Below are 20862 nucleotides of genomic sequence, written 5' to 3' on the forward strand. Positions count from 1 at the left end.
CGGGGCGGCCACTACCGGTCCTCCGCCGCCGACGGTATGCCGCCGTCGAGCGTGAGCACCCGGTCGGCGGCCTCGCTCAGCGCCTCGTGGTGCGTGGCCAGCAGGATCGCGGTGCCGCGGTCCCGGTGGGCGGCCAGCCGGAGCGCCAGCTCGCGCCGCGCCCGGCCGTCCAGGCGCTGTTCGGGTTCGTCCAGGACGAGCAGGTCGTGCGGGCGTACGAAGGCGGCCGCCAGCAGCAGCGCCTGGGTCTGCCCCGACGACAGCGCCGTGGGCAGCACGTCCGCGTGACCGGCCAGATGGTGCTCCGCCAGCACCCCGTCCACCGCCGCCTCCGCCGCGTCGCCGAGCCCGTGGGCCAGCGCCACCAGCATGAGGTGCTCGCGCACGGTCAGGTCGGGGTAGTGGGCGCCGGGGTCCATCACCGTGGCGACGCGGGCGCGGGTGACGGGGTCCTCCTCGTCGATCGGCGCACCGTCGAACAGCGCCCGCCCCGATGTCGGCCGCTCCCGTCCCGAGGCCACCCTCAGCAGCGTCGACTTGCCCGAGCCGTTGTCCCCGGTGAGCGCCACGCACTCCCCCGGCGCGACTTCCAGCGTGACCGCGCGCAGCACCTCGCGGTCGCCGTAGGAGCGGCTGACGCCGTCGAGCCGGAGCAGGGGCGTCACTCGGCGGCCACGTCGCGGGTCAGGTTGGTGAACGCCTCCAGGTTGCGGGTGGATTCGCCGCGCGAGGTCCGCCAGGCGTACTCCTTGCGGATCGCGGTCGCGAAGCCCATCTCCAGCAGGGTGTTGAAGCTGCCGTCCGCGTTCTCCAGGACCGTGCCCAGCAGCCGGTCCAGCTCCTCCGGGACGACGGCGGCGAGGGGGAGGCGGCCCACCAGGTAGATGTCGCCGAGCTGGTCGATCGCGTAACTCACCCCGTACAGGCGGGTGTTGCGCTCCAGCAGCCAGCGGTGCACGGCCTCGTGGTTCTCGTCCGGGTGGCGGACGACGAAGGCGTTGATGGAGAGCGAGTGGCGCCCGACCCGCAGGGAGCAGGTCGTCGACAGCTTGCGGGTGCCGGGGAGCTTGACGACGTACGTGCCGTCCTCCGGGCTCTCCCACTCCAGCTCGGCATCGTTCAGCGTCCGCTCGATGACGGTGTGGGCGTCGGCCTGGGGGGTGGTGTCAGCCATGGGCCGATCGTAGGCGACGCCGCTCGCGCATGGCGGCCGTATGGACCCCGGCGTCAGCCGGAGCCCGGCGTCGGCCGGAGACCGGTGTCAGCCGAAGACCGGTGTCAGCCGGAGACCGACCGCAGACGACGCCGCTCACGCATGGCGGCCGTATGGACCCCGGCGTCAGCCGAAGACCGGCGTCAGCCGAAGACCGGTGTCAGCCGGAGACCGACCGCAGACGACGCCGCTCACGCATCGCGTCCATGTAGACGTCCGCCGTCGCCGCCGCGGCCGTGTCCCAGCCGAAGGACTGGGCGTGGCGGGCGGCGGCCGCGCCCATGCGGGCCGTCCGGCCGGGGTCGTCCGCGAAGGGGCGCAGGGCGCGGGCGTAGTCGGCGGGGTCGTGGCCGTCGACCAGGGTGCCGCTGGCCCCGTCCCGTACCGCCACCGGAAGGCCGCCCACCGAGGCCGCGACCACGGGGGTGCCGCAGGCCTGGGCCTCGACCGCGACCAGGCCGAACGACTCGCTGTACGACGGCATCACCAGCACCGAGGCCGCCCGGTACCAGTCCGCCAGCTGGTCCTGCGCGACCGGCGGCTGGAAGCGGACGACGTCGCCGATGCCCAGGCGCGCCGCGAGCTTGTGCAGCCGCTCGGGCTTCGCCAGGCCGGTGCCGCTGGGCCCGCCCACCACGGGGACCACGATCCGCTCGCGCAGCGACGGCTGCGCCTCCAGGAGGCGGGCGACGGCGTGCAGCAGGATGTCCGGGGCCTTCAGGGGCTGTATGCGGCCCGCGAAGAGGGGGATCAGCGCGTCGGGCGGCAGCCCGAGCCGGGCCCGGGCGGCGGCGCGGCCGTCGCCGGGGCGGAACCGGTCCAGGTTCACCCCGGGGTGGACGACGGCGACCAGGTCGCGGTCCGCCTCGTAGTGGCGCACCAGCTCCTCCGCCTCCTCGGCGGTGTTCGCGATCAGCCGGTCGGCGGCGCTGACGATCTGCTGCTCGCCGATGACGCGGGCGGCCGGTTCGGGCGTGTCACCGGCGGCGAGGGCGGCGTTCTTGACCTTGGCCATGGTGTGCATGGCGTGCACCAGCGGCACGCCCCACCGCTCGGCGGCCAGCCAGCCGACGTGGCCGGAGAGCCAGTAGTGGGAGTGGACGAGGTCGTAGTAGCCGGGCCGGTGGCCGGCCCACGCCTGCATCACCCCGTGCGTGAACGCGCACAGCTGCGCCGGAAGCTCCTCCTTGGCCAGCCCCTCGTACGGGCCCGCGTCCACGTGCCGCACGAGCACGCCCGGCGTCAGCTCGACGGTCGGCGGGAGGGCGCCGGTGGTGGCCCGCGTGAAGATCTCCACCTCGATGTCGATGGCGGCGAGGCGGCGGGCCAGCTCGACGATGTACACGTTCATCCCGCCCGCGTCGCCGGTGCCCGGCTGGTGCAGCGGCGAGGTGTGCACGCTGAGCATCGCGATCCGCCGTGGACGGCGTGGAACGCGTCGAAGGCGCTGGTGGTGGGCCGGGCCGCCGAAAGGTGCATGGGACCGGCCACGCAGGCCGCCGAGCCGGTACGGGTGCTGGCTCACCGCGCGATACCTCCTTTTCGGGGCAGGCTTCCCCTGCGCCTCCCCCTTCCAGGCCACAACACCGGAACCAGCCATTCCCATTTCCGCTTTGCCAAAGTGTGACGTTCGGCGCTCGTGCGGCGCCTTGACCACACATGGTCAGAGCACGCCCACACAGCGCATAGGCTGCTCGCCATGTATGCCCGCGTGCCTCCGCCGATCCGCCCCATCGGAACGGCCACGCGCGGGACCACCAACCCCAACCGGCTGCGCCGCATGGACCGCTGGATCGCCGCGGTCCACGGCACCACGCTGCGGCGCGCCGAGACGGCGGTGGCCGTCGACCTCGGGTACGGGGCCGCGCCCTGGACCGCCGTGGAACTGCTGCACCGGCTGCGGACCGTTCGGCCCGGGGCCCTCGTGGTCGGGGTGGAGATCGACCCGGCGCGGGTCGCCGCCGCGCGGCCGTACGAGCGGGACGGGCTCGTCTTCGCGCACGGCGGGTTCGAGGTGCCGCTGCCGGGCGGGGTGCGGCCCGTGCTCATACGGGCGGCCAACGTGCTGCGGCAGTACGGCGAGGACGAGGTCGCGGGCGTATGGCGGCGGCTGTGCGCGCGGCTGGCGCCCGGGGGCGTACTGGTGGAGGGCACCTGCGACGAGGTCGGCCGACGGCACGTCTGGGTCGCGCTCGGCCCGGCAGGCCCCCGTACGGTCACCTTCGCCGCCCGCCTCGGATCCCTGGAACGCCCCTCCGACCTGGCCGAACGGCTTCCGAAAGCGCTCATCCACCGCAATGTGCCGGGCGAACCGGTGCACACCTTCCTCCGCGACTTCGACCGCGCCTGGGCCGCCGCCGCCCCGTACGCGACGCTGAGCGCCCGGCAGCGGTGGATCCGCAGCGCCCAGGCGCTGCGCGCGGCGGGCTGGCCCCTGACGGACGGGCCCACCCGCTGGCGCCAGGGCGAGATCACGGTGCGCTGGGAGGCGGTGGCCCCGCGCGGGGCGTGACCGGCTGCCGAAACAGGCGGGCGGTCACGGGGTTTCGCGGGAGCGGGTGAAGACCCGCTCCCGAGCCTCCTCCGTCGCCGTCGCCACCGCGCCCAGCAGGACCGCGTCCTCGCCGAGGGTGCTGGCGCGGACCCTCGGGCGCAGCGGGCCGATCCGGTGGAGGGTCGCGGTCACCGGGGGCAGCAGCAGGTCCGCCCCGCCGCCGAGACCGCCGCCCAGGACGACCAGGTCCGGGTCGAGTACGGCGGCGACGGCGGCGATCACATGGGCCAGCCGCTCCGCCTCCTGCCGTACCGCCGCCACCGCCGGTTCGACGCCTTCCCGGGCCGCGTCGAAGACGTCCTTGGCGGACCCGGGGTGGGCCATGCCCAGCTCGCGCGCGGTCCGGACGACCGCGCCGCCCGCCACCGCGTCCTCCAGGTCCCGCCCCCCGCTCGGCAGCGTCGGCAGGAAGCCGATCTCCCCCGCCGCGCCGTGCGCGCCGGTGAAGAGGCGGCCGTCGGCGACGACGCCCATGCCCAGGCCGGTGCCGACCATGATGGAGACGAAGAGCCTGCTGCCCCGGCCCGCGCCGAAGGTGTACTCGCCCAGCGCGGCCAGGTTGGCGTCGTTGTGGACGGACAGCGGCGTGCCCAGTTCCTCGCGCATCCGGTCCAGCAGGCCCGCCCGCCCCCAGCCGGGGAGGTTCACCGCGTACCGCACCCGCCGCCGCTCCGGGTCGTACACGCCGGGTGCGCCGACGACCGTGTGCACGACCAGCGCCGGGTCCACTCCGGCCTCCGCGACGACCCGGCGGGCGGCGGCGACGGTGAGGTCGGCCATGGCGGCGGCGCTGCGGCCGCGGTTGCGGACGTCGGACCGGGCGACGACGGTCCCGTCCAGGTCGGCGGCGGCCACCCGCAGCCAGGAACGGCCGATGTCCAGGCCGAGGACGTACCCGGCGGTCGGGTCCGGTTCGTACAGCACCGCGACCCGCCCCCGCTCCGGCGGCGCCTGCCGACCCGCCTCCCGGACCAGGCCCGCCTCCTCCAGGGCGGCGAGCGCGGTGGAGACGGTCGGCTTGGACAGGCCCGTGTCGCGGGCGAGCTGGGCGCGGGAGGCCGGGCCTTCGGCGCGGAGGCGGGCGAGGAGGAGGCGTTCGTTGTTGCTGCGCAGCCGCCCGCGGTTCCAGGGGCGGGCGTCGTCACCGGGCATGCCGGACCCGGGCACGTTGGGCCCGGCCATGTTGGACCCGGGCACGTTGGTCATTGCGTCGCCTCCCCAGTTTGTCTCCGACGACCCTTGACGGCATCAAGTAAGGCTCCTTAACTTAATCCATCCTACGGAGGTGGACATGTCCGGCACCGGGGGCGGATTCGTCCGCCGCATCGGCCTCTTCCAGGCCACCGCCATCAACATGAGCCAGATGTGCGGCATCGGGCCGTTCGTCACCATCCCGCTCATGGTCGCCGCCTTCGGCGGGCCGCAGGCCGTCGTCGGCTTCGTCGCGGGCGCCGTGCTGGCCCTCGCCGACGGGCTGATCTGGGCGGAGCTGGGCGCCTCGCTGCCCGGGGCCGGGGGCAGTTACGTCTATCTGCGCCAGGCGTTCCAGTACCGCAGCGGCAAGCTCATGCCGTTCCTCTTCGTGTGGACGGCGATGCTGTTCATCCCGCTGATCATGTCCACGGGCGTGGTCGGCCTCGTGCAGTACCTGGGCTATCTGTGGCACGGCATGAGCCAGACGCAGGGGGATCTGGTCGGGCTCGGCGTCATCGCGCTGGTCGTCGGGCTGCTGTGGCGCGGGGTCGAGCACATCGCGCGGATCACGGCCGTGATGTGGTGCGTGATGATCGCCTCGGTGGTGCTGGTGATCGCCGCCGCGTTCAGCCACTTCGACCCGGGGCAGGCGTTCACGTACCCCGCGCACGCCTTCGACCTGGGCAGCGGCCAGTTCTGGACCGGCTTCGCGGCCGGGCTGACCATCGGCATCTACGACTACCTCGGCTACAACACGGCCGCGTACATGGGCGCCGAGATCAAGGACCCCGGCCGCACCCTGCCGCGCGCCATCGTCGCCTCCATCCTCGGCATCATGGGCATCTACCTGCTGCTCCAGATCGGCACGCTCGGCGTCGTCGACTGGCACCAGATGCTCGACCCGAACTCGGTCGCGTCCCAGTCCGTCGCCTCCGCGGTGCTGGAGGAGACCTGGGGGAAGACCGCGGCGAACGTCGTCACCGTCCTCATCCTCATCACCGCCTTCGCGTCCGTCTTCGCCGGGCTGCTGGGCGGATCGCGGGTGCCGTACGACGCGGCCCGCGAGCGCGTCTTCTTCCGCCCGTACGGCACGCTCCACCCCCGGCACCGCTTCCCGGTGCTGGGGCTGGCGACGATGGGCGTGGTGACCGCCGTCGGGTTCCTCATCGGCCGCCACACCGATCTGGCCACGCTCATCCAGCTGCTGACGACGGTCATGGTGATCGTGCAGGCGCTGGCCCAGGTCCTCGCCGTGACCGTGCTGCGCCGCCGCCAGCCGACGCTGCGGCGGCCGTACCGGATGTGGCTCTACCCGCTGCCGAGCGTGGTGGCGCTGGTGGGCTGGCTGGTCATCTACGGCTACGCGGACAAGAACTCCCCCGGGCGGCACCCCATCGAATGGTCGCTCGCCTGGGTCGCGGCCGGGTGCGTGGCGTTCGTGCTGTGGGCGCGGGCGGAGAAGGTGTGGCCGTTCGGCCCGAAGGAGATCAGCGAGGAATACGTCGAAGAAGGGGCCGGGGGCGACCCCGGCGCGGCGGGCCCGGCGGGCACGCGGGGCGGCGCCGCCTCGGTGTGACGGCCGGGGGCGGGCGTCACACCGAGGCGGCGCCCGCGCCCACCTCCGCCGCCGCGCCCGGCACCTCAGCCGCCGCGCCCAGCACCTCCGCCTCCGCGCCCGCCTCCGCCTCAAGACCCGCCGCCAGCGCCCGCAGCGCCCGCTCCGACGCGGATCCCTTCTCCGCCGTGTACGTGCACAGCGTCTGCCCCGGATCGGCCGGGAGGACGAGCGCCTCGAACGTCACCACCAGATCCCCCACCTGCGGGTGCCGGTACCGCTTCGTGCCGCGCATCCGCTCCTGCACCGCCTGCGCCTCCCAGCGCCGCCGGAACTCCTCGCTCCGCTCCCGCAGCTCGTGGACGACCCGGCACAGCCGCGCGTTGTCCGGGGTGCGCCCGACCTCGGCGCGCAGGCCGGCCACCGTGTCGTCGGCGACCTCGGGCCAGTCCGGGTGCAGCTCCCGCGTCCGGGGGTCGAGGAAGATCAGGAACGCGCCGTTGCGCTCCTCCTCCGCCATGTCGTCGAAGTCGAGGCCGATGCGGGCGCCCAGCCGGTTCCAGGCCAGGACGTCCATGCCCGGGCCGAAGACGAAGGCGGGGATCCGGCCGTCCATCGCCTCCAGCAGCCGGAGGATCTCCGGCCGCACGCGCGGGCGCGGGTCCGTGCTCGCGCGGCCGTGCCGCCGCGGCAGGGTGATGTTGCGCAGATAGGTGTGCTCGGACGGGGTCAGCCGCAGCGCCCGCGCCAGGCCGTCCACCACGGAGTCCGAGACGGCCGGGGCACGGCCCTGTTCGATGCGGGTGTAGTAGTCGACGCTGATCCCGGCGCGCTGCGCGACCTCCTCGCGGCGCAGCCCCCGCACCCGGCGCCGGACGATGCCCTCCGGCAGCCCCACCTCGGCCGGGTCGAGCGCGGCGCGCCGCGCCTTGAGGAATTCCTTGATCTCCGGTTCGGAATGGCCCATCGGTCCATTATCCGGCCCCGGATTTCCCGGGTGGTTCCGTCAGACCCAGGTTGGGCCGGGCCTGGTCCGGTACTCGAACGGGGCGAAGGCTGGGCCCGCACGGACTCGGCAGGCACCCAGCGGAAGGCATACCCATGAAACGCAGGATTCTCGGCGGCACCGGCATCTCGGTCAGCGAATACGCCCTGGGCGCGATGATGTTCGGCGCCATCGGAAACCGGGACCACGACGACTCGGTACGGATCATCCACCGCGCCCTCGACGCGGGCATCAACTTCGTCGACACCGCCGACATCTATTCGGCGGGCGAGTCGGAGGAGATCGTCGGCAAGGCCCTCAAGGGGCGCCGCGAGGACGTCGTCCTGGCGACCAAGGCCCATGGCTCGATGGGCGACGACGACAACCACAGCGGCAACTCGCGCCGCTGGATCACCCGCGAGATCGAGAACAGCCTGCGCCGCCTCGGCACGGACTACATCGACCTCTACCAGATCCACCGCCCCGACCCGACGACCGATGTCGACGAGACCCTGTCCGTCCTGTCCGACCTGGTCCGGGCGGGCAAGGTGCTGGCCGTCGGCTCGTCCACCTTCCCGGCGGAGCAGATCGTGGAGGCCCAGTGGGTGTCGGAGCGGCGCGGCCACGTCCGGTTCCGCACCGAGCAGCCGCCGTACTCGATCCTGGCGCGGAGCGTGGAGGCGGCGGTGCTGCCGACCGCGCGGAAGTACGGGATGGGCGTGCTGAGCTGGGGCCCGCTCTCGGCGGGCTGGCTCTCGGGCCGCTTCACGAAGGCGTCGGACATCGATCTGACGGGCGGCAGCCGGGCGGCGCTGGAGCGGTTCAAGTTCGACCCGTCGCTGCCGGAGAACGTCCGCAAGCTCGAAGCCGTCGACGAGCTGAGCAAGCTGGCCTCCGACGCCGGGCTCTCGCTGCCGCATCTGGCCGTCGCGTTCGTACGGGCCCACCCCGCCATCACCTCGGTGATCATCGGGCCGCGCACGATGGACCAGCTGGAGGACCTGCTCGCCGGGTCCGAGGTGGAGCTGAGCGCGGACGTCCTGGACCGCATCGACGAGATCGTGCCGCCGGGCACCGACCTCAACCGGGCGGACAGCTACTACGTACCGCCGTCGCTCGCCGACAAGAACCTGCGCCGGCGCTGAGGTCGGCCCTTCAGGACGCGTCCAGCGCGGTGAGCAGCGCGTCCACGAGCGTGCGGTCGTGGTCGTAGGTGAGGCGGTCGCGGGCCGCGCGCGGGGGCAGCCAGAGCAGCCGGTCGACCTCGCGGTTCGGCACGAACGTCTCGTCGGGGACCGCCTCGGCGGCCCAGTAGCGGACCTCCTTCGGGCGGCCCCTGGCGACGTAGTGCAGGGTGGGCAGCTCCACGCCGGGCGTGCAGCCCATCCCGGTCTCCTCCGCCACCTCGCGCACCGCGCAGTGCAGCGCGTCCTCGCCGCGCTTGAGCTTGCCCTTGGGGTGCGACCAGTCGTCGTACCGGGGCCGGTGGACGAGGGCGATCTCCAGCCCGTGCGTGCCCCGCGGGGTGTGCCGCCAGAGCACACAGCCCGCCGCCAGCACGGTCGTCACGTCGTCCCGGGAATCATTCTGGCTCATCCTGCCGTCCCGCCTCCCCTGGCGTCCGTCGTGCGTCGTGCGTCTACGGCATCCATTGACGTCGTACGTCAGGAGGCCTGGCCCACGACGCGCCGCCACATCCGGCCGAACGCGAACCGGGCCGCCTCCACCTCGTGCCGCTGGTCCGCGTGCAGCACGCCGAGCGCGTACGCCGTCGCCGGGGCGATCCGCGGCGTACGGGCCGCGGCCGCCGCCGCAGCGGCCGCCTCGGCCGCGTCGCGGTGCCGCTCCAGCGCCTGCCCGGCGGCCTGCAGCCGGGTGGCCTGGGACGGTTCCCCGTCCGCCGCCGAGGCCGCCCCCGCCATCAGGTCCAGCACTTCCAGCGCGTAACGCCGCATCCGCACCAGCCGCCGCACCTGGTGCCAGGGCGCGTCCTGCCGGTCGCTGGCGGGCGGCGAGTCGGCGGCGGGCGTCGCGGCGAGCCCGTGGACCAGCGCCTCCGCGTTGTACGGATGCCCCGCACGGCCCAGCGGAAGCGCCTCCACCGCCTCGATCAGCCGCCGGTTCGCCAGCTCGGCGAGCGGCGGCAGCACCTGCTCGGCGGGCCGCCCGGCGGTCGCCTCGTCGAGCGGCACCTCGGAGGCGAGGAGCGCGACGGTGTCGGCGACCGCGTGGAAGCGGGACGAGCCGAGCGCCTGGAGCGCGGCGGTGTGCGCACGGGTCCGGGCCAGGGTGAGCTGGCGTTCCAGCAGCGCCCCCGCGCGGGCGGCCCCCACCGTCAGCGCCCCGCCCCGGGCCTCCTCCGCGTCCCCGGCCCGCTGGTGCGCCGCCGTACGCCCGCCCGTACGGTTCACCCGCCCGGCCCCGGCCCCCCGGCCGGGCGTGCTCCCGCCCTCGGCACCGGTACGGCCGCTCGTACGGTCCGCCCGGCCGGCCCCGGCTTCCGGGCCCCGCGCCCCCGCGCCGTCGCCACCGGCTTCGGGCACCGGCCATGCGGCATCCGCGCCGTCCGGCCCCGTGCCGTTCGCCCCGGCCGCGCCCGTGCCCCCGCCCTCCGGGCGGGTGTCGTCGCTCCACTCCTCGTACGCCTCGTGCCCCTCGTACGGGCGGCGGGCCGCCGTGTCCCCGTCCGGGGTGCCGGAGGCGGCGCTCCGCGCCCGGGCGGTGCGTCCGCCCGCCTCCGCCGCCTCGTCGCGCGTGGCGCGGGCCGACGGGTCCGGGGCTCCGGTGGCCAGGGAGACGCTGCGGCGGGCGGTGCGGGACGAGCGGGGGGCGGCGCCCGTGGGGCCGTCGATCCCCGCCGTCACCCCGCCGCGCGCGGTGCGCGCCGCGCTGGTGGTGGACCCGGAGGCCCCCACAGCCTCCGGATCCACGCCGGTGGGCGCCGGTTCCCCGGCCGCCGCGTCCCCCTCGGCCATCCGGTCCGGCGGGTCCCCAGCGCCCGAGAGCCGGTGCAGGGCGTCGCGCAGCCGGGCCAGCCGCCCGGCGTACGCGTGCTCCAGCGCCAGCGTGCCCGACAGCCACGCCAGCTCGGCGCGCAGCTGGTCCGACCAGGCCGTGTCGGTGATGGGGCGGTAGACGGAGAGCGCACCGCTGATCCGGCGGGCGGCGCGGCGCAGCAGGCGGGCGGCCTCGGCCGCCTCCTCGACGTCGGCGCCGCTCTCGCCGTGCAGCCGCAGGCTGCGCAGGAAGTCCCCCGCCTGGGTGTGCAGATACTCCGAGAGCACCTCGCCCGCCGTGGCAGGACCGGTGGCAGGACCGGTGCTGGGCGCGGACGCCGCCACGGGCACCTCCGCCACCCGGTCCGCCGCGTGCTTCGTCATGTCGTACCCCCCGGGACCCACGGCTGCGGCGGCGGTGCGAGGCGGGGCGCCGGGTGCCCCTCCGGCCCCGGTAATCCCGACCAGCGGCAGGTCATGTCGTTGAACCACGCCGTCGCCTCCGGGCGTCTATGAGCATCTCCTGTACGTTCCGCAGCGGCTGTCCGTCCGCGTCCGTCGCGTGCCGGGTCCAGCCGCCGTCCGGGCCCAGGTGCCAGGAGGAGGTGGAGTCGGACATGCCGGTCTCCAGCAGACGGCTGAGCGACGCCCGGTGGGCGGGGTCGGTGACCCGTACCAGCGCCTCGATGCGGCGGTCCAGATTGCGGTGCATCATGTCGGCGCTGCCGAGCCACACCTCCGGTTCGCCGCCGTTCCCGAACGCGAAGACGCGCGAGTGTTCCAGGAACCGGCCCAGGATGGAGCGGACCCGGATGTTCTCCGAGAGCCCCTCGACGCCCGGCCGCAGCGCGCAGATGCCGCGCACCCAGACGTCGACGGGCACACCGGCCCGCGACGCCCGGTAGAGGGCGTCGATGACGACCTCGTCCACCATCGAGTTGACCTTGATCCGCACGGAGGCGGGCCGCCCGGCCCGGTGGTGGGTGATCTCCTTGTGGATGCGGGTGACGAGCCCGTCGCGCAGCGACTTGGGGGCGACGAGCAGCCGCCGGTAGTTCTCGCGGCGCGAGTAGCCGCTGAGCCGGTTGAACAGGTCGGAGAGGTCCGCGCCGACCTTGGGGTCGGCGGTGAGCAGCCCCAGGTCCTCGTACAGCCGGGCCGTCTTGGGGTGGTAGTTGCCGGTGCCGACGTGGGCGTAGCGGCGCAGCGTCTCGCCCTCCTGGCGGACCACCAGCGACAGCTTGCAGTGGGTCTTCAGCCCGACCAGGCCGTAGACCACATGGCACCCGGCCTCCTCCAGCTTGCGCGCCCACTTGATGTTGGCCTGCTCGTCGAACCGGGCCTTGATCTCGACCAGCACCAGCACCTGCTTGCCGGACTCGGCGGCGTCGATGAGCGCGTCGACGATCGGCGACTTGCCCGACGTCCGGTAGAGGGTCTGCTTGATCGCGAGGACGTCCGGGTCGGCGGCGGCCTGCTCCAGGAACGCCTGGACGGAGGTCGAGAACGAGTCGTACGGGTGGTGCAGCAGCACGTCGCGCTCGCGCAGCGCGGCGAAGATGTCGGGCGCGGAGGCGGACTCCACCTCGGCCAGGTCGCGGTGGGTGCCCGCGACGAACTTCGGGTACTTCAGCTCGGGCCGGTCGGAGGCGGCTATGTCGAAGAGCGCGGTGAGGTCGAGCGGGCCGGGCAGCGGGTACACCTCGGCGTCGGAGACCTTCAGCTCGCGCACGAGCAGGTCGAGGACGTACGGGTCGATCGACTCCTCGACCTCCAGCCGCACCGGGGGCCCGAAGCGGCGCCGCAGCAGCTCCTTCTCCAGGGCCTGGAGCAGGTTCTCCGCGTCGTCCTCCTCGACCTCCAGGTCCTCGTTGCGGGTCACCCGGAACATGTGGTGCGCGAGCACCTCCATGCCGGGGAACAGCTCCTCCAGATGCGCCGCGATCACGTCCTCCAGCGGGACGTACCGGTGCGGGGAGGCCTCCAGGAACCGGGAGAGCAGCGGCGGAACCTTCACACGTGCGAAGTGATCGTGTCCGCTGACCGGGTTGCGGACCACCACGGCGAGGTTCAGCGACAGCCCCGAGATGTAGGGGAACGGGTGCGCCGGGTCCACCGCGAGCGGGGTCAGGACGGGGAAGATCTGCTGGCGGAAGAGGGTGAAGAGGCGGGACTGCTCCTTCTCCGTGAGGTCCGCCCAGCGGATCAGATGGATGCCCTCCTCGGCGAGCGCCGGGGCCACGTCCTGCTGGTAGCAGGCGGCGTGCCGGGCCATGAGCTCGCGGGACCGGGTCCAGATCAGCTCCAGCACCTCCCGGGGCTGCAGCCCGGAGGCGGAGCGGGTGGCCACGCCGGTCGCGATGCGCCGCTTGAGCCCCGCGACCCGCACCATGAAGAACTCGTCCAGGTTGCTGGCGAAGATCGCGAGGAAGTTCGCCCGCTCCAGCAGCGGCGTCGCCGGGTCCTCGGCCAGCTCCAGCACCCGCTCGTTGAACGCCAGCCAGCTGCGCTCACGGTCCAGGAACCGGTTGTGGGGCAGCTCGGTGCCGTCCGCGTCCGGACCGCCGTCCTCTTCCTCGTAGGTGTCCGGATCGGCGTCGAGATCGGGATCCAGGGCCCGTACGGGCGGAGCGGCGACCGCGTGCGGACGGTGCGCCGCGATGGACCCGACCGACGGCTGGGGCTGGGGCTGGGGAACGTGGACGGGTGCCTGACCGCTGGACTCGTTCATGACCTCATTGTTCCGCGCCGCGACGAGACGCGGCGTGGCGGAAGGCGGCGCGGGAGCGGCACGGAGCCTCCGGTTCGAGGGATCGGGCACAGCGGGCTGCATTCAGTGATGCTTGCAACCGAGATTGAACCGTCGGTAACGGAGACATGGCGCTTAGGAAATCGGGACTCGACCCACGGGAGTCCCGACCGCCCCTCCCGGATACCCCTTGCCCTCAGGTCTCGGTTCGATACATCAGATCCGTCTCATGCGTGACGAAGCCGAGCCGGTCGTAGACGGAGACGGCGGCGAAGTTGTCCGCGTCGACATAGAGCATCGCGGTCGGCAGCCCCTGCGCCGCCAGATGCCGCAGCCCGATCGCGGTCAGCGCCCGGCCGAGACCGCCGCCCTGCGCGTCCGGCCGCACCCCCACCACGTACACCTCGCCCAGCCGCTCCTCGCCGTGCACCTTCGTCCAGTGGAAGCCGACGATCTCGCCCGCGCGCTCGGCCAGGAAGAACCCGGCGGGGTCGAACCACACCTCGCCCTTGCGGTCGTCCAGGTCGCGCTGGGTGAGCGAGCCCTGCTCGGGGTGATGGGCGAAGGCGGCGGCGTTCGCGGCCAGCCAGGCCGCGTCGTCCGCGCCGGGCCGGAAGGTCCGTACGGTGATGCCCTCCGGCAGCGTGGGCTCCGGAATGCCCAGCTCGTCCGGCGGCCCCAGCGGCCGCCGCATCTGCCGCAGCTCACGGAACAGGGTCAGCCCCAGCACCTGCGCCAGATGGCGCGCCGAGGCGTGCCCGCCGTGTGCCCACACCCGCAGCCGCTTCCCGGACTCCTTCAGCAGCGTCACGCCCAGCGCCCGGCCGTGCCCCCGGCCGCGGTGCGCCGGGCTCACCACCAGCTCGGCGGCCGGGGCCTCCACGGGGTCGGTGTCCTCCAGCTGTGCGTAGCCGGCCAGCTCCCCGCTGGGCTCGCGCAGCACCAGATGCCGCACCCCCTCCCGGCGCCCCCGCAGTTGCAGCCGCCCCTGCTCGGACACCGCCTGCTGCCCATCGGCGCGTGCGGACTCGGCGATCAGCCGCAGCACGTCCTCCACCACGGCGGGGGCCAGCTCGTCCAGCACCTCGATCCGGCGCGCACCGGGCATCTCGTTCACCACGTCATCCATGGGACCGAGCCTACGACCCGGCATCACGGCACCACCGCAGTCGCCGCCACCAGCCCGGGTCGCTTTCCGCGATCCGCAGCCAGTCGGCCAGCTGTCGGACGAGCTGTCGTATGAGCTGAAGTCGCTCTGATCGTCGTAGCCGTACGTGCTCTGGTCGTACCCGTGGTCGTCGGACACGTCCGCTCCAGAAATGCCGGTGCCGGTGCCGGGCCGGGGAGGCCGGCGTGCGCCGTTCCCGGGACGTCAACAAGCGGCACCGCGGCGCAATCAGCTCGTAACCTCATCCCCCTGCCCCGCTACGCGCGTTGACCGTAAGCTGCCGCCCACACACACCACGGGGCACAAAGGGGAACGACATGTCAGCGAGACCTCAACGGCGCGGGCCCGCGCGGCGGTTGGCCGCCGGAGTCGCGGTGCTGGCGGCCGCGGCCGGGGTGCTGTCCGCGGCGAACCCGGCAGGGGCCGACGCCCAGCGGCACCGGCCCGGCCGCACCGTCGACGTACAGCTGCTGTCCTTCAACGACCTGCACGGAAACCTGGAGCCCCCGCAGGGCTCCTCCGGCACCGTCACCGAGACCCAGCCGGACGGCACCACGAAGGCCATCCCGGCCGGTGGCGCCGAATACCTCGCCACCGCGCTCCGCCAGGCCCGCAAGGGCCACGAGTACTCCGTCACCGCCGCCGGCGGCGACATGATCGGCGCGAGCCCGCTGATGTCCGGCCTCTTCCACGACGAGCCGACCATCGAAGCCCTCAACAAGCTCGACCTCGACGTCACCTCCGTCGGCAACCACGAATTCGACGAGGGACGCGCCGAGCTGACCCGCATGCAGAATGGCGGCTGCCACCCCAAGGAGGGCTGCTACGAGAAGGGCAGGACCTTCCGCGGCGCCGACTTCCCCTACCTGGCCGCCAACGTCACCGACGAGAAGACCGGCAAGCCGATCCTCAAGCCGTACACCGTCTGGCGCCACAAGGGCGTCAAGGTCGGCTTCATCGGCGTCACCCTGGAGGGCACCCCCGACGTCGTCACCGCCGAGGGCGTCAAGGGGCTGAAATTCCACGACGAGGTCGAGACGATCAACAAGTACGCCAAGGAGCTGCAGCGCAAGGGCGTGAAGTCGATCGTCGCCCTCATCCACGAGGGCGGACTGCCCGCCTCCGCCGCGTACAACGACGACTGCGACAACGGCGGCGCGGGCAAGGGCATCTCCGGTCCGATCGTCGACATCGCCAAGAACGTCACCCCGAAGGTCGACGCCCTGGTCACCGGCCACACCCACCAGGCCTACGCGTGCACGATCCCGGACCCCTCCGGCACCCCGCGCACCGTCACCTCCGCCGCCTCCTTCGGCCGCCTCTACACCGACACCACCCTCACTTACGACCGCCGCACGAACGACATCGTGCGCACCACCGTGAAGGGCGCCCACGCGGCGAACCACGTCGTCGACCGCGACCGGCCCAAGGCCGCCGACATGACGTCCCTCATCGGCCGCTGGAACAAGCTCGCCGCCCCCGTCGCGAGCAAGCCCGTCGGCTATGTCTCCGCCGACATCAACGGCCGGGGCTCGGGCGCGTACGAATCCCCACTGGGCGACGTCATCACCGACGCCCAGCTCGAAGCGCTCGCCCCGGACGGCAAGGGCGGCGCCCAGATCGCCCTCATGAACCCCGGCGGCATCCGCTCCGACCTCGCCTACAAGGCGTCCGGCAGCGAGGGCGACGGGGTGGTGACGTACGGCGAGGCGTTCACCGTGCAGCCCTTCACCAACATGATGAACGTCATCGACCTGACCGGAGCCCAGCTCATCTCCGCGCTCCAGCAGCAGGTCAGCGGCTCCAACGAGGCATCCCCCAAGATCCTCCAGGTCTCGAAGGGCCTCACCTACACCCTCGATCTGACCAAGTCCGGCAAGGACCGGATCGTCACCGGCACGGTGAAGCTGAACGGTGAGCCCCTCGACCCCGCCAAGACCTACCGCGTCGCGATGAACGAATTCCTCGCGGGCGGCGGCGACGGCTTCCCCGCCTTCAAGGACGGCAAGAACAAGCTCGTCGGCGCCTCCGACCTGGAGGCGCTGACGGCCTACCTGGGCGCGCACTCCTCGGCGTCGGCGCCCCTGGACCCGCCGAAGGCGGACCGCATCACCATCGTGAAGTAGCCGCACCCGCCGCACCGGCCGCACCCGCGGCCCGGCCTGGAGGGCCGGGCCGCGGGTGTGTTGCGGGGCGTCAGCCCAGCATCTCCTCGATCAGGTCCGCGGCCCGCGCCGTGCCGCCCTCGGCCCGCGTCCGGTCCCGCAGGTCCGCCGCCCGCCGGGCCACGCCCTCGTCCGCGGTGAGGTCCAGCAGCGCGGTGCGCAGCACCTCGGCGGTCGCGTCCGCCGTGTCGACGCGGCGGGCCACGCCCAGTTCGACGAGCCGGTCGGCGTTCATCGGCTGCTCGGCCCCCTGCAGTACGGCGATCATGGGCAGCCCGCAGTACAGGCCCTCGCCGCTGCCGCCCATCCCCGCGTGGGTGACGAACGCGTCGGCCTGCCGCAGGATCGCCGGCTGCGGCACCCACCGGTGGACCTCGACGTTGGCCGGTACGTGCCCCAGCTCCCCCGGGTCGACGTAGCGGCCGATCTGCAGCACGACATGCCAGCCGGGCAGATCCCCGAAGGCGGCCAGGCACTCCCGGTAGAAGCCGGGCTGCCGGGTGAAGGCCGAGCCCAGGGAGACCAGCAGCACCTTCTCGGCGCCCGCGGGGCGTTCCCACCGGCCCTGGTCGGCGCGGTCGCCGAGACACGGCCCGACGAACGTCACCACCTTCTCGTCAACCCGGTCGGCGTTCGGCTGCATGGCCCGGGGGATCAGCGCGATCGCCCGCCCGGGCGGGCCGCAGAAGGCGTTCACGTCGGTGGTCACCGCCCCGCAGCCGGCCAGCCACGCGGCGAACTTCGTCTGGTACGCGTCGGCCCCCGGCAGCGCCATGATCTGCGCCGCGACCTCCTCCTCGTAGCCCTCCCAGGCGACGAAGGACGGCGACAGCTGCACCGCCGGGCGCCCCTGCTCCTCGGCGAGGGCCCGCCCGGCGTACCCGCCGATGTCGTACAGGTAGAGGTCGGCGGGGTCGTCGTCGTACGCGGCGCGCAGCTGCGGCAGCACCTGGATCGCGTCGTCCAGGAAGACGGTCATCGCGGCGATGGGGTCCTCGGGCCAGTCGTTGTCGGCGACGGGCAGGGTCGAGTCGTACGGCACCAGCGCGGCACCGGTCGGCTCGATGACATCCGCCCGGCAGGGGTCATTGGCGTACGTCACGCGATGACCACGGGCCACCAGCTCCCGGATCACCTCGAGGCCGGGGAGCGTATGGCTGATGGCGGGGATGCCGACCATCGCGATATGGGCACGGCGACGGGACATGAGAGATCACTCGATTCAGGTCTGCGGCGAAATGGACACGACGGCCCGGCACAGCGGCGATCTCGCCGGTGCGCCGGAGGGAACGGCGTGTCAGCCGTAGATCTGAAGGAATGAGTCCATGCGGGCACACTACCGTCGATCGTTCGCCCGGCCGTACGGATTTTCCCCCCGGCTCAGCCCGCCATAAGCGCCCGCTCAGCGTCCGGCCATAGGGTCGCCCCTGCGACGGGCCGCCCGTTCTCCCCCCTCTCCCGGCGGGCCGTCGCCCCCAAAGACCACGGGCGCCGGAAGCCGCGCGTATCTGCCACGCGGCCGAAACGCGCCCCATAACGCCGGCGTTTCCCTTTCCCGGCAGCCGACGGCTCTTTATCGCATGAGCCTTTCGAAGTGATCGGAATGACGCATACGACAAAAGGGGCCGCTGGACCGTTCAGAAACGGTCCAGCGGCCCCTCAGCCGCTCACAAGGTGACGCTTACGCGTCCTTGCTCAGGTTCGGGCCACCGCCGGCGGCGGACTCGATCGGCGGGGTGTCCGGCAGCGCGGACTTCTCCTCGCCGCGGAAGGTGAACTTCTTCTCTTCACCCTCGCCCTCGGTGTCCACGACCACGATGTGGCCCGGACGCAGCTCGCCGAAGAGAATCTTCTCCGAGAGCACGTCCTCGATTTCCCGCTGAATCGTCCGGCGCAGCGGCCGGGCGCCCAGCACGGGGTCGTAGCCCCGCTTGGCGAGCAGCTTCTTGGCGTCACCGCTGAGCTCGATGCCCATGTCGCGGTCCTTGAGCCGCTCGTCCACCTTGGTGACCATGAGGTCGACGATCTGGATGATGTCTTCCTCGGTGAGCTGGTGGAAGACGACGGTGTCGTCGACACGGTTCAGGAACTCGGGGCGGAAGTGCTGCTTCAGCTCCTCGTTGACCTTGGCCTTCATCCGCTCGTAGCCGGTCTTCACATCGCCCTGGGCGGCGAAGCCCAGGTTGAAGCCCTTGGAGATATCCCGGGTGCCGAGGTTGGTGGTCATGATGATCACCGTGTTCTTGAAGTCCACGACCCGGCCCTGGGAGTCGGTCAGCCGACCGTCCTCCAGGATCTGCAGCAGCGAGTTGAAGATGTCCGGGTGGGCCTTCTCGACCTCGTCGAAGAGGACCACGGAGAACGGCTTGCGGCGCACCTTCTCGGTGAGCTGGCCGCCCTCCTCGTAGCCCACGTATCCGGGCGGGGAGCCGAAGAGCCGCGAGACGGTGTGCTTCTCGCTGAACTCCGACATGTCGAGCGAGATCATCGCGTCCTCGTCGCCGAAGAGGAACTCGGCGAGAGTCTTGCTCAGCTCGGTCTTACCGACACCGGACGGGCCCGCGAAGATGAACGAGCCGCCGGGGCGCTTGGGGTCCTTGAGGCCCGCACGCGTGCGCCGGATGGCCTGGGAGAGCGCCTTGATGGCGTCCTTCTGGCCGATGACGCGCTTGTGCAGCTCGTCCTCCATGCGCAGCAGCCGGGAGGACTCCTCCTCGGTGAGCTTGAAGACCGGGATGCCGGTGGCCGTGGCCAGGACCTCGGCGATCAGCTCCTCGTCGACCTCGGCGACGACATCCATGTCGCCGGCCTTCCACTCCTTCTCCCGCTTCGCCTTCGCGGCCAGGAGCTGCTTCTCCTTGTCGCGCAGGCCCGCGGCCATCTCGAAGTCCTGCGAGTCGATCGCGGACTCCTTCTCCCGGCGCACGTCGGCGATCTTCTCGTCGAACTCGCGCAGGTCCGGCGGCGCGGTCATCCGGCGGATCCGCATCCGGGAACCGGCCTCGTCGATCAGGTCGATCGCCTTGTCCGGCAGGAAGCGGTCCGAGATGTAGCGGTCGGCCAGGGTGGCGGCGGCGACCAGGGCCGAGTCCGTGATCGAGACGCGGTGGTGCGCCTCGTAGCGGTCCCGCAGGCCCTTGAGGATCTCGATGGTGTGCGGCAGCGACGGCTCGGCGACCTGGATGGGCTGGAAGCGGCGCTCCAGGGCCGCGTCCTTCTCCAGGTACTTGCGGTACTCGTCGAGCGTCGTCGCGCCGATGGTCTGCAGCTCGCCCCGCGCCAGCATCGGCTTGAGGATGCTCGCGGCATCGATCGCGCCCTCGGCGGCGCCCGCACCCACCAGGGTGTGGAGCTCGTCGATGAACAGGATGATGTCGCCGCGGGTGCGGATCTCCTTGAGGACCTTCTTCAGGCGCTCCTCGAAGTCACCGCGGTAGCGGGAGCCGGCGACCAGGGCGCCCAGGTCCAGGGTGTAGAGGTGCTTGTCCTTGAGGGTCTCGGGCACCTCGCCCTTGACGATGGCCTGGGCCAGTCCCTCGACGACCGCCGTCTTGCCGACGCCGGGCTCGCCGATGAGGACCGGGTTGTTCTTGGTGCGGCGCGAAAGCACCTGCATGACCCGCTCGATCTCCTTCTCGCGCCCGATGACCGGGTCGAGCTTGGATTCGCGGGCGGCCTGCGTCAGGTTGCGGCCGAACTGGTCCAGGACGAGCGAGGTGGAGGGCGTGCCCTCCGCCGGGCCGCCGGCCGTGGCGGCTTCCTTGCCCTGGTAGCCGGAGAGCAGCTGGATGACCTGCTGCCGCACCCGGTTCAGATCGGCGCCCAGCTTCACGAGGACCTGGGCGGCGACGCCCTCGCCCTCGCGGATCAGGCCGAGCAGGATGTGCTCCGTACCGATGTAGTTGTGACCGAGCTGAAGGGCTTCGCGGAGCGACAGCTCCAGCACCTTCTTGGCACGGGGGGTGAAGGGGATGTGCCCGGACGGGGCCTGCTGGCCCTGACCGATGATCTCCTCCACCTGCTGGCGGACCGCCTCGAGCGAAATCCCGAGGCTCTCCAGGGCCTTAGCGGCGACACCCTCACCCTCGTGGATCAGGCCCAGGAGAATGTGTTCGGTGCCGATGTAGTTGTGGTTGAGCATCCGGGCTTCTTCCTGAGCCAGGACGACAACCCGCCGCGCGCGGTCGGTGAACCTCTCGAACATCGTTAATCGCTCCTCAGAGCGGTCAGAAAGATCGGGGACGATCCCCTCCCTGTCCTTCCGCATGCTAGTCCCGCAACCC

At 72.6% G+C, this 20862-nt stretch carries 15 protein-coding genes; 4 read left to right on the forward strand and 11 right to left on the reverse strand.

The window, feature by feature from the left end; all coding sequences use genetic code 11:
* Positions 1 to 11: 11 nt before the first annotated feature.
* The 3 genes from ACFZCY_RS01005 to mshA all read right to left on the reverse strand — a co-directional run bounded on the left by ACFZCY_RS01005 (position 12) and on the right by mshA (position 2738).
* A complete protein-coding gene (locus ACFZCY_RS01005) occupies positions 12 to 665 on the reverse strand; it encodes an ATP-binding cassette domain-containing protein (RefSeq protein WP_391168397.1) in 654 nt (217 codons plus the stop codon).
* The gene (locus ACFZCY_RS01010) at positions 662 to 1174 is read right to left on the reverse strand and encodes a YbjN domain-containing protein (protein WP_391168399.1); all 513 of its coding nucleotides are present in this window, start codon (positions 1172 to 1174) and stop codon (positions 662 to 664) included. Before ACFZCY_RS01010 ends, ACFZCY_RS01005 begins: the two co-directional genes overlap by 4 nt.
* A gap of 199 nt (positions 1175 to 1373) precedes the next feature.
* Positions 1374 to 2738 carry a D-inositol-3-phosphate glycosyltransferase gene (gene mshA / locus ACFZCY_RS01015; protein WP_391168401.1) on the reverse strand — a complete coding sequence of 455 codons (1365 nt, stop codon included), beginning with the start codon at positions 2736 to 2738 and terminating at the stop codon, positions 1374 to 1376.
* A gap of 174 nt (positions 2739 to 2912) precedes the next feature.
* On the opposite strand from mshA, the gene ACFZCY_RS01020 reads away from it, so the two are divergent.
* Entirely contained in the window at positions 2913 to 3725 is an 813-nt protein-coding gene (locus tag ACFZCY_RS01020; protein WP_391168403.1) for a class I SAM-dependent methyltransferase, read from the forward strand.
* Positions 3726 to 3749: 24 nt separating this feature from the next.
* On the opposite strand, the gene ACFZCY_RS01025 is transcribed toward ACFZCY_RS01020, so the two are convergent.
* The gene (locus ACFZCY_RS01025; protein ID WP_391169356.1) at positions 3750 to 4919 is read right to left on the reverse strand and encodes an ROK family protein; all 1170 of its coding nucleotides are present in this window, start codon (positions 4917 to 4919) and stop codon (positions 3750 to 3752) included.
* A 139-nt stretch (positions 4920 to 5058) separates the two neighbouring features.
* Between ACFZCY_RS01025 and ACFZCY_RS01030 the strand changes: the two genes are divergently transcribed.
* Positions 5059 to 6537, forward strand: a complete 1479-nt coding sequence (locus tag ACFZCY_RS01030; RefSeq protein ID WP_391168404.1) for an amino acid permease — start codon at positions 5059 to 5061, stop codon at positions 6535 to 6537.
* 16 nt (positions 6538 to 6553) lie between these two features.
* Here ACFZCY_RS01030 and ACFZCY_RS01035 read toward each other — a convergent pair whose 3' ends face one another.
* A complete protein-coding gene (locus ACFZCY_RS01035) occupies positions 6554 to 7483 on the reverse strand; it encodes a helix-turn-helix domain-containing protein (RefSeq protein ID WP_391168406.1) in 930 nt (309 codons plus the stop codon).
* Between the two features lie 134 nt (positions 7484 to 7617).
* Between ACFZCY_RS01035 and ACFZCY_RS01040 the strand changes: the two genes are divergently transcribed.
* A complete protein-coding gene (locus tag ACFZCY_RS01040; RefSeq protein ID WP_391168407.1) occupies positions 7618 to 8646 on the forward strand; it encodes an aldo/keto reductase in 1029 nt (342 codons plus the stop codon).
* A 10-nt stretch (positions 8647 to 8656) separates the two neighbouring features.
* On the opposite strand, the gene ACFZCY_RS01045 is transcribed toward ACFZCY_RS01040, so the two are convergent.
* From ACFZCY_RS01045 to mshD, 4 genes are all read right to left on the reverse strand, one after another.
* Complete coding sequence (locus ACFZCY_RS01045) at positions 8657 to 9097, reverse strand: NUDIX domain-containing protein (RefSeq protein WP_391168408.1); 441 nt, start codon at positions 9095 to 9097, stop codon at positions 8657 to 8659.
* A 68-nt stretch (positions 9098 to 9165) separates the two neighbouring features.
* The gene (locus ACFZCY_RS01050) at positions 9166 to 10881 is read right to left on the reverse strand and encodes a CHAD domain-containing protein (protein WP_391168409.1); all 1716 of its coding nucleotides are present in this window, start codon (positions 10879 to 10881) and stop codon (positions 9166 to 9168) included.
* Between the two features lie 91 nt (positions 10882 to 10972).
* Positions 10973 to 13228 (reverse strand): RNA degradosome polyphosphate kinase, encoded by a 2256-nt coding sequence (locus ACFZCY_RS01055; RefSeq protein WP_391168411.1) that lies wholly within the window; start codon positions 13226 to 13228, stop codon positions 10973 to 10975.
* A gap of 214 nt (positions 13229 to 13442) precedes the next feature.
* Entirely contained in the window at positions 13443 to 14375 is a 933-nt protein-coding gene (mshD, locus tag ACFZCY_RS01060) for a mycothiol synthase (protein WP_391168412.1), read from the reverse strand.
* A 356-nt stretch (positions 14376 to 14731) separates the two neighbouring features.
* Here mshD and ACFZCY_RS01065 point away from each other — a divergent pair, with 356 nt between their 5' ends.
* Positions 14732 to 16540, forward strand: coding sequence for a 5'-nucleotidase C-terminal domain-containing protein (locus ACFZCY_RS01065; protein WP_391168414.1), 1809 nt, complete (start codon positions 14732 to 14734; stop codon positions 16538 to 16540).
* Between the two features lie 70 nt (positions 16541 to 16610).
* Here ACFZCY_RS01065 and ACFZCY_RS01070 read toward each other — a convergent pair whose 3' ends face one another.
* Positions 16611 to 17786 (reverse strand): macrolide family glycosyltransferase, encoded by a 1176-nt coding sequence (locus ACFZCY_RS01070; protein WP_391168415.1) that lies wholly within the window; start codon positions 17784 to 17786, stop codon positions 16611 to 16613.
* A gap of 474 nt (positions 17787 to 18260) precedes the next feature.
* A complete protein-coding gene (locus tag ACFZCY_RS01075) occupies positions 18261 to 20783 on the reverse strand; it encodes an ATP-dependent Clp protease ATP-binding subunit (RefSeq protein WP_055546488.1) in 2523 nt (840 codons plus the stop codon).
* Positions 20784 to 20862: the final 79 nt, after the last annotated feature.

The sequence above is a fragment of the Streptomyces sp. NPDC007983 genome (assembly GCF_042958345.1).
Lineage (GTDB): Bacteria > Actinomycetota > Actinomycetes > Streptomycetales > Streptomycetaceae > Streptomyces.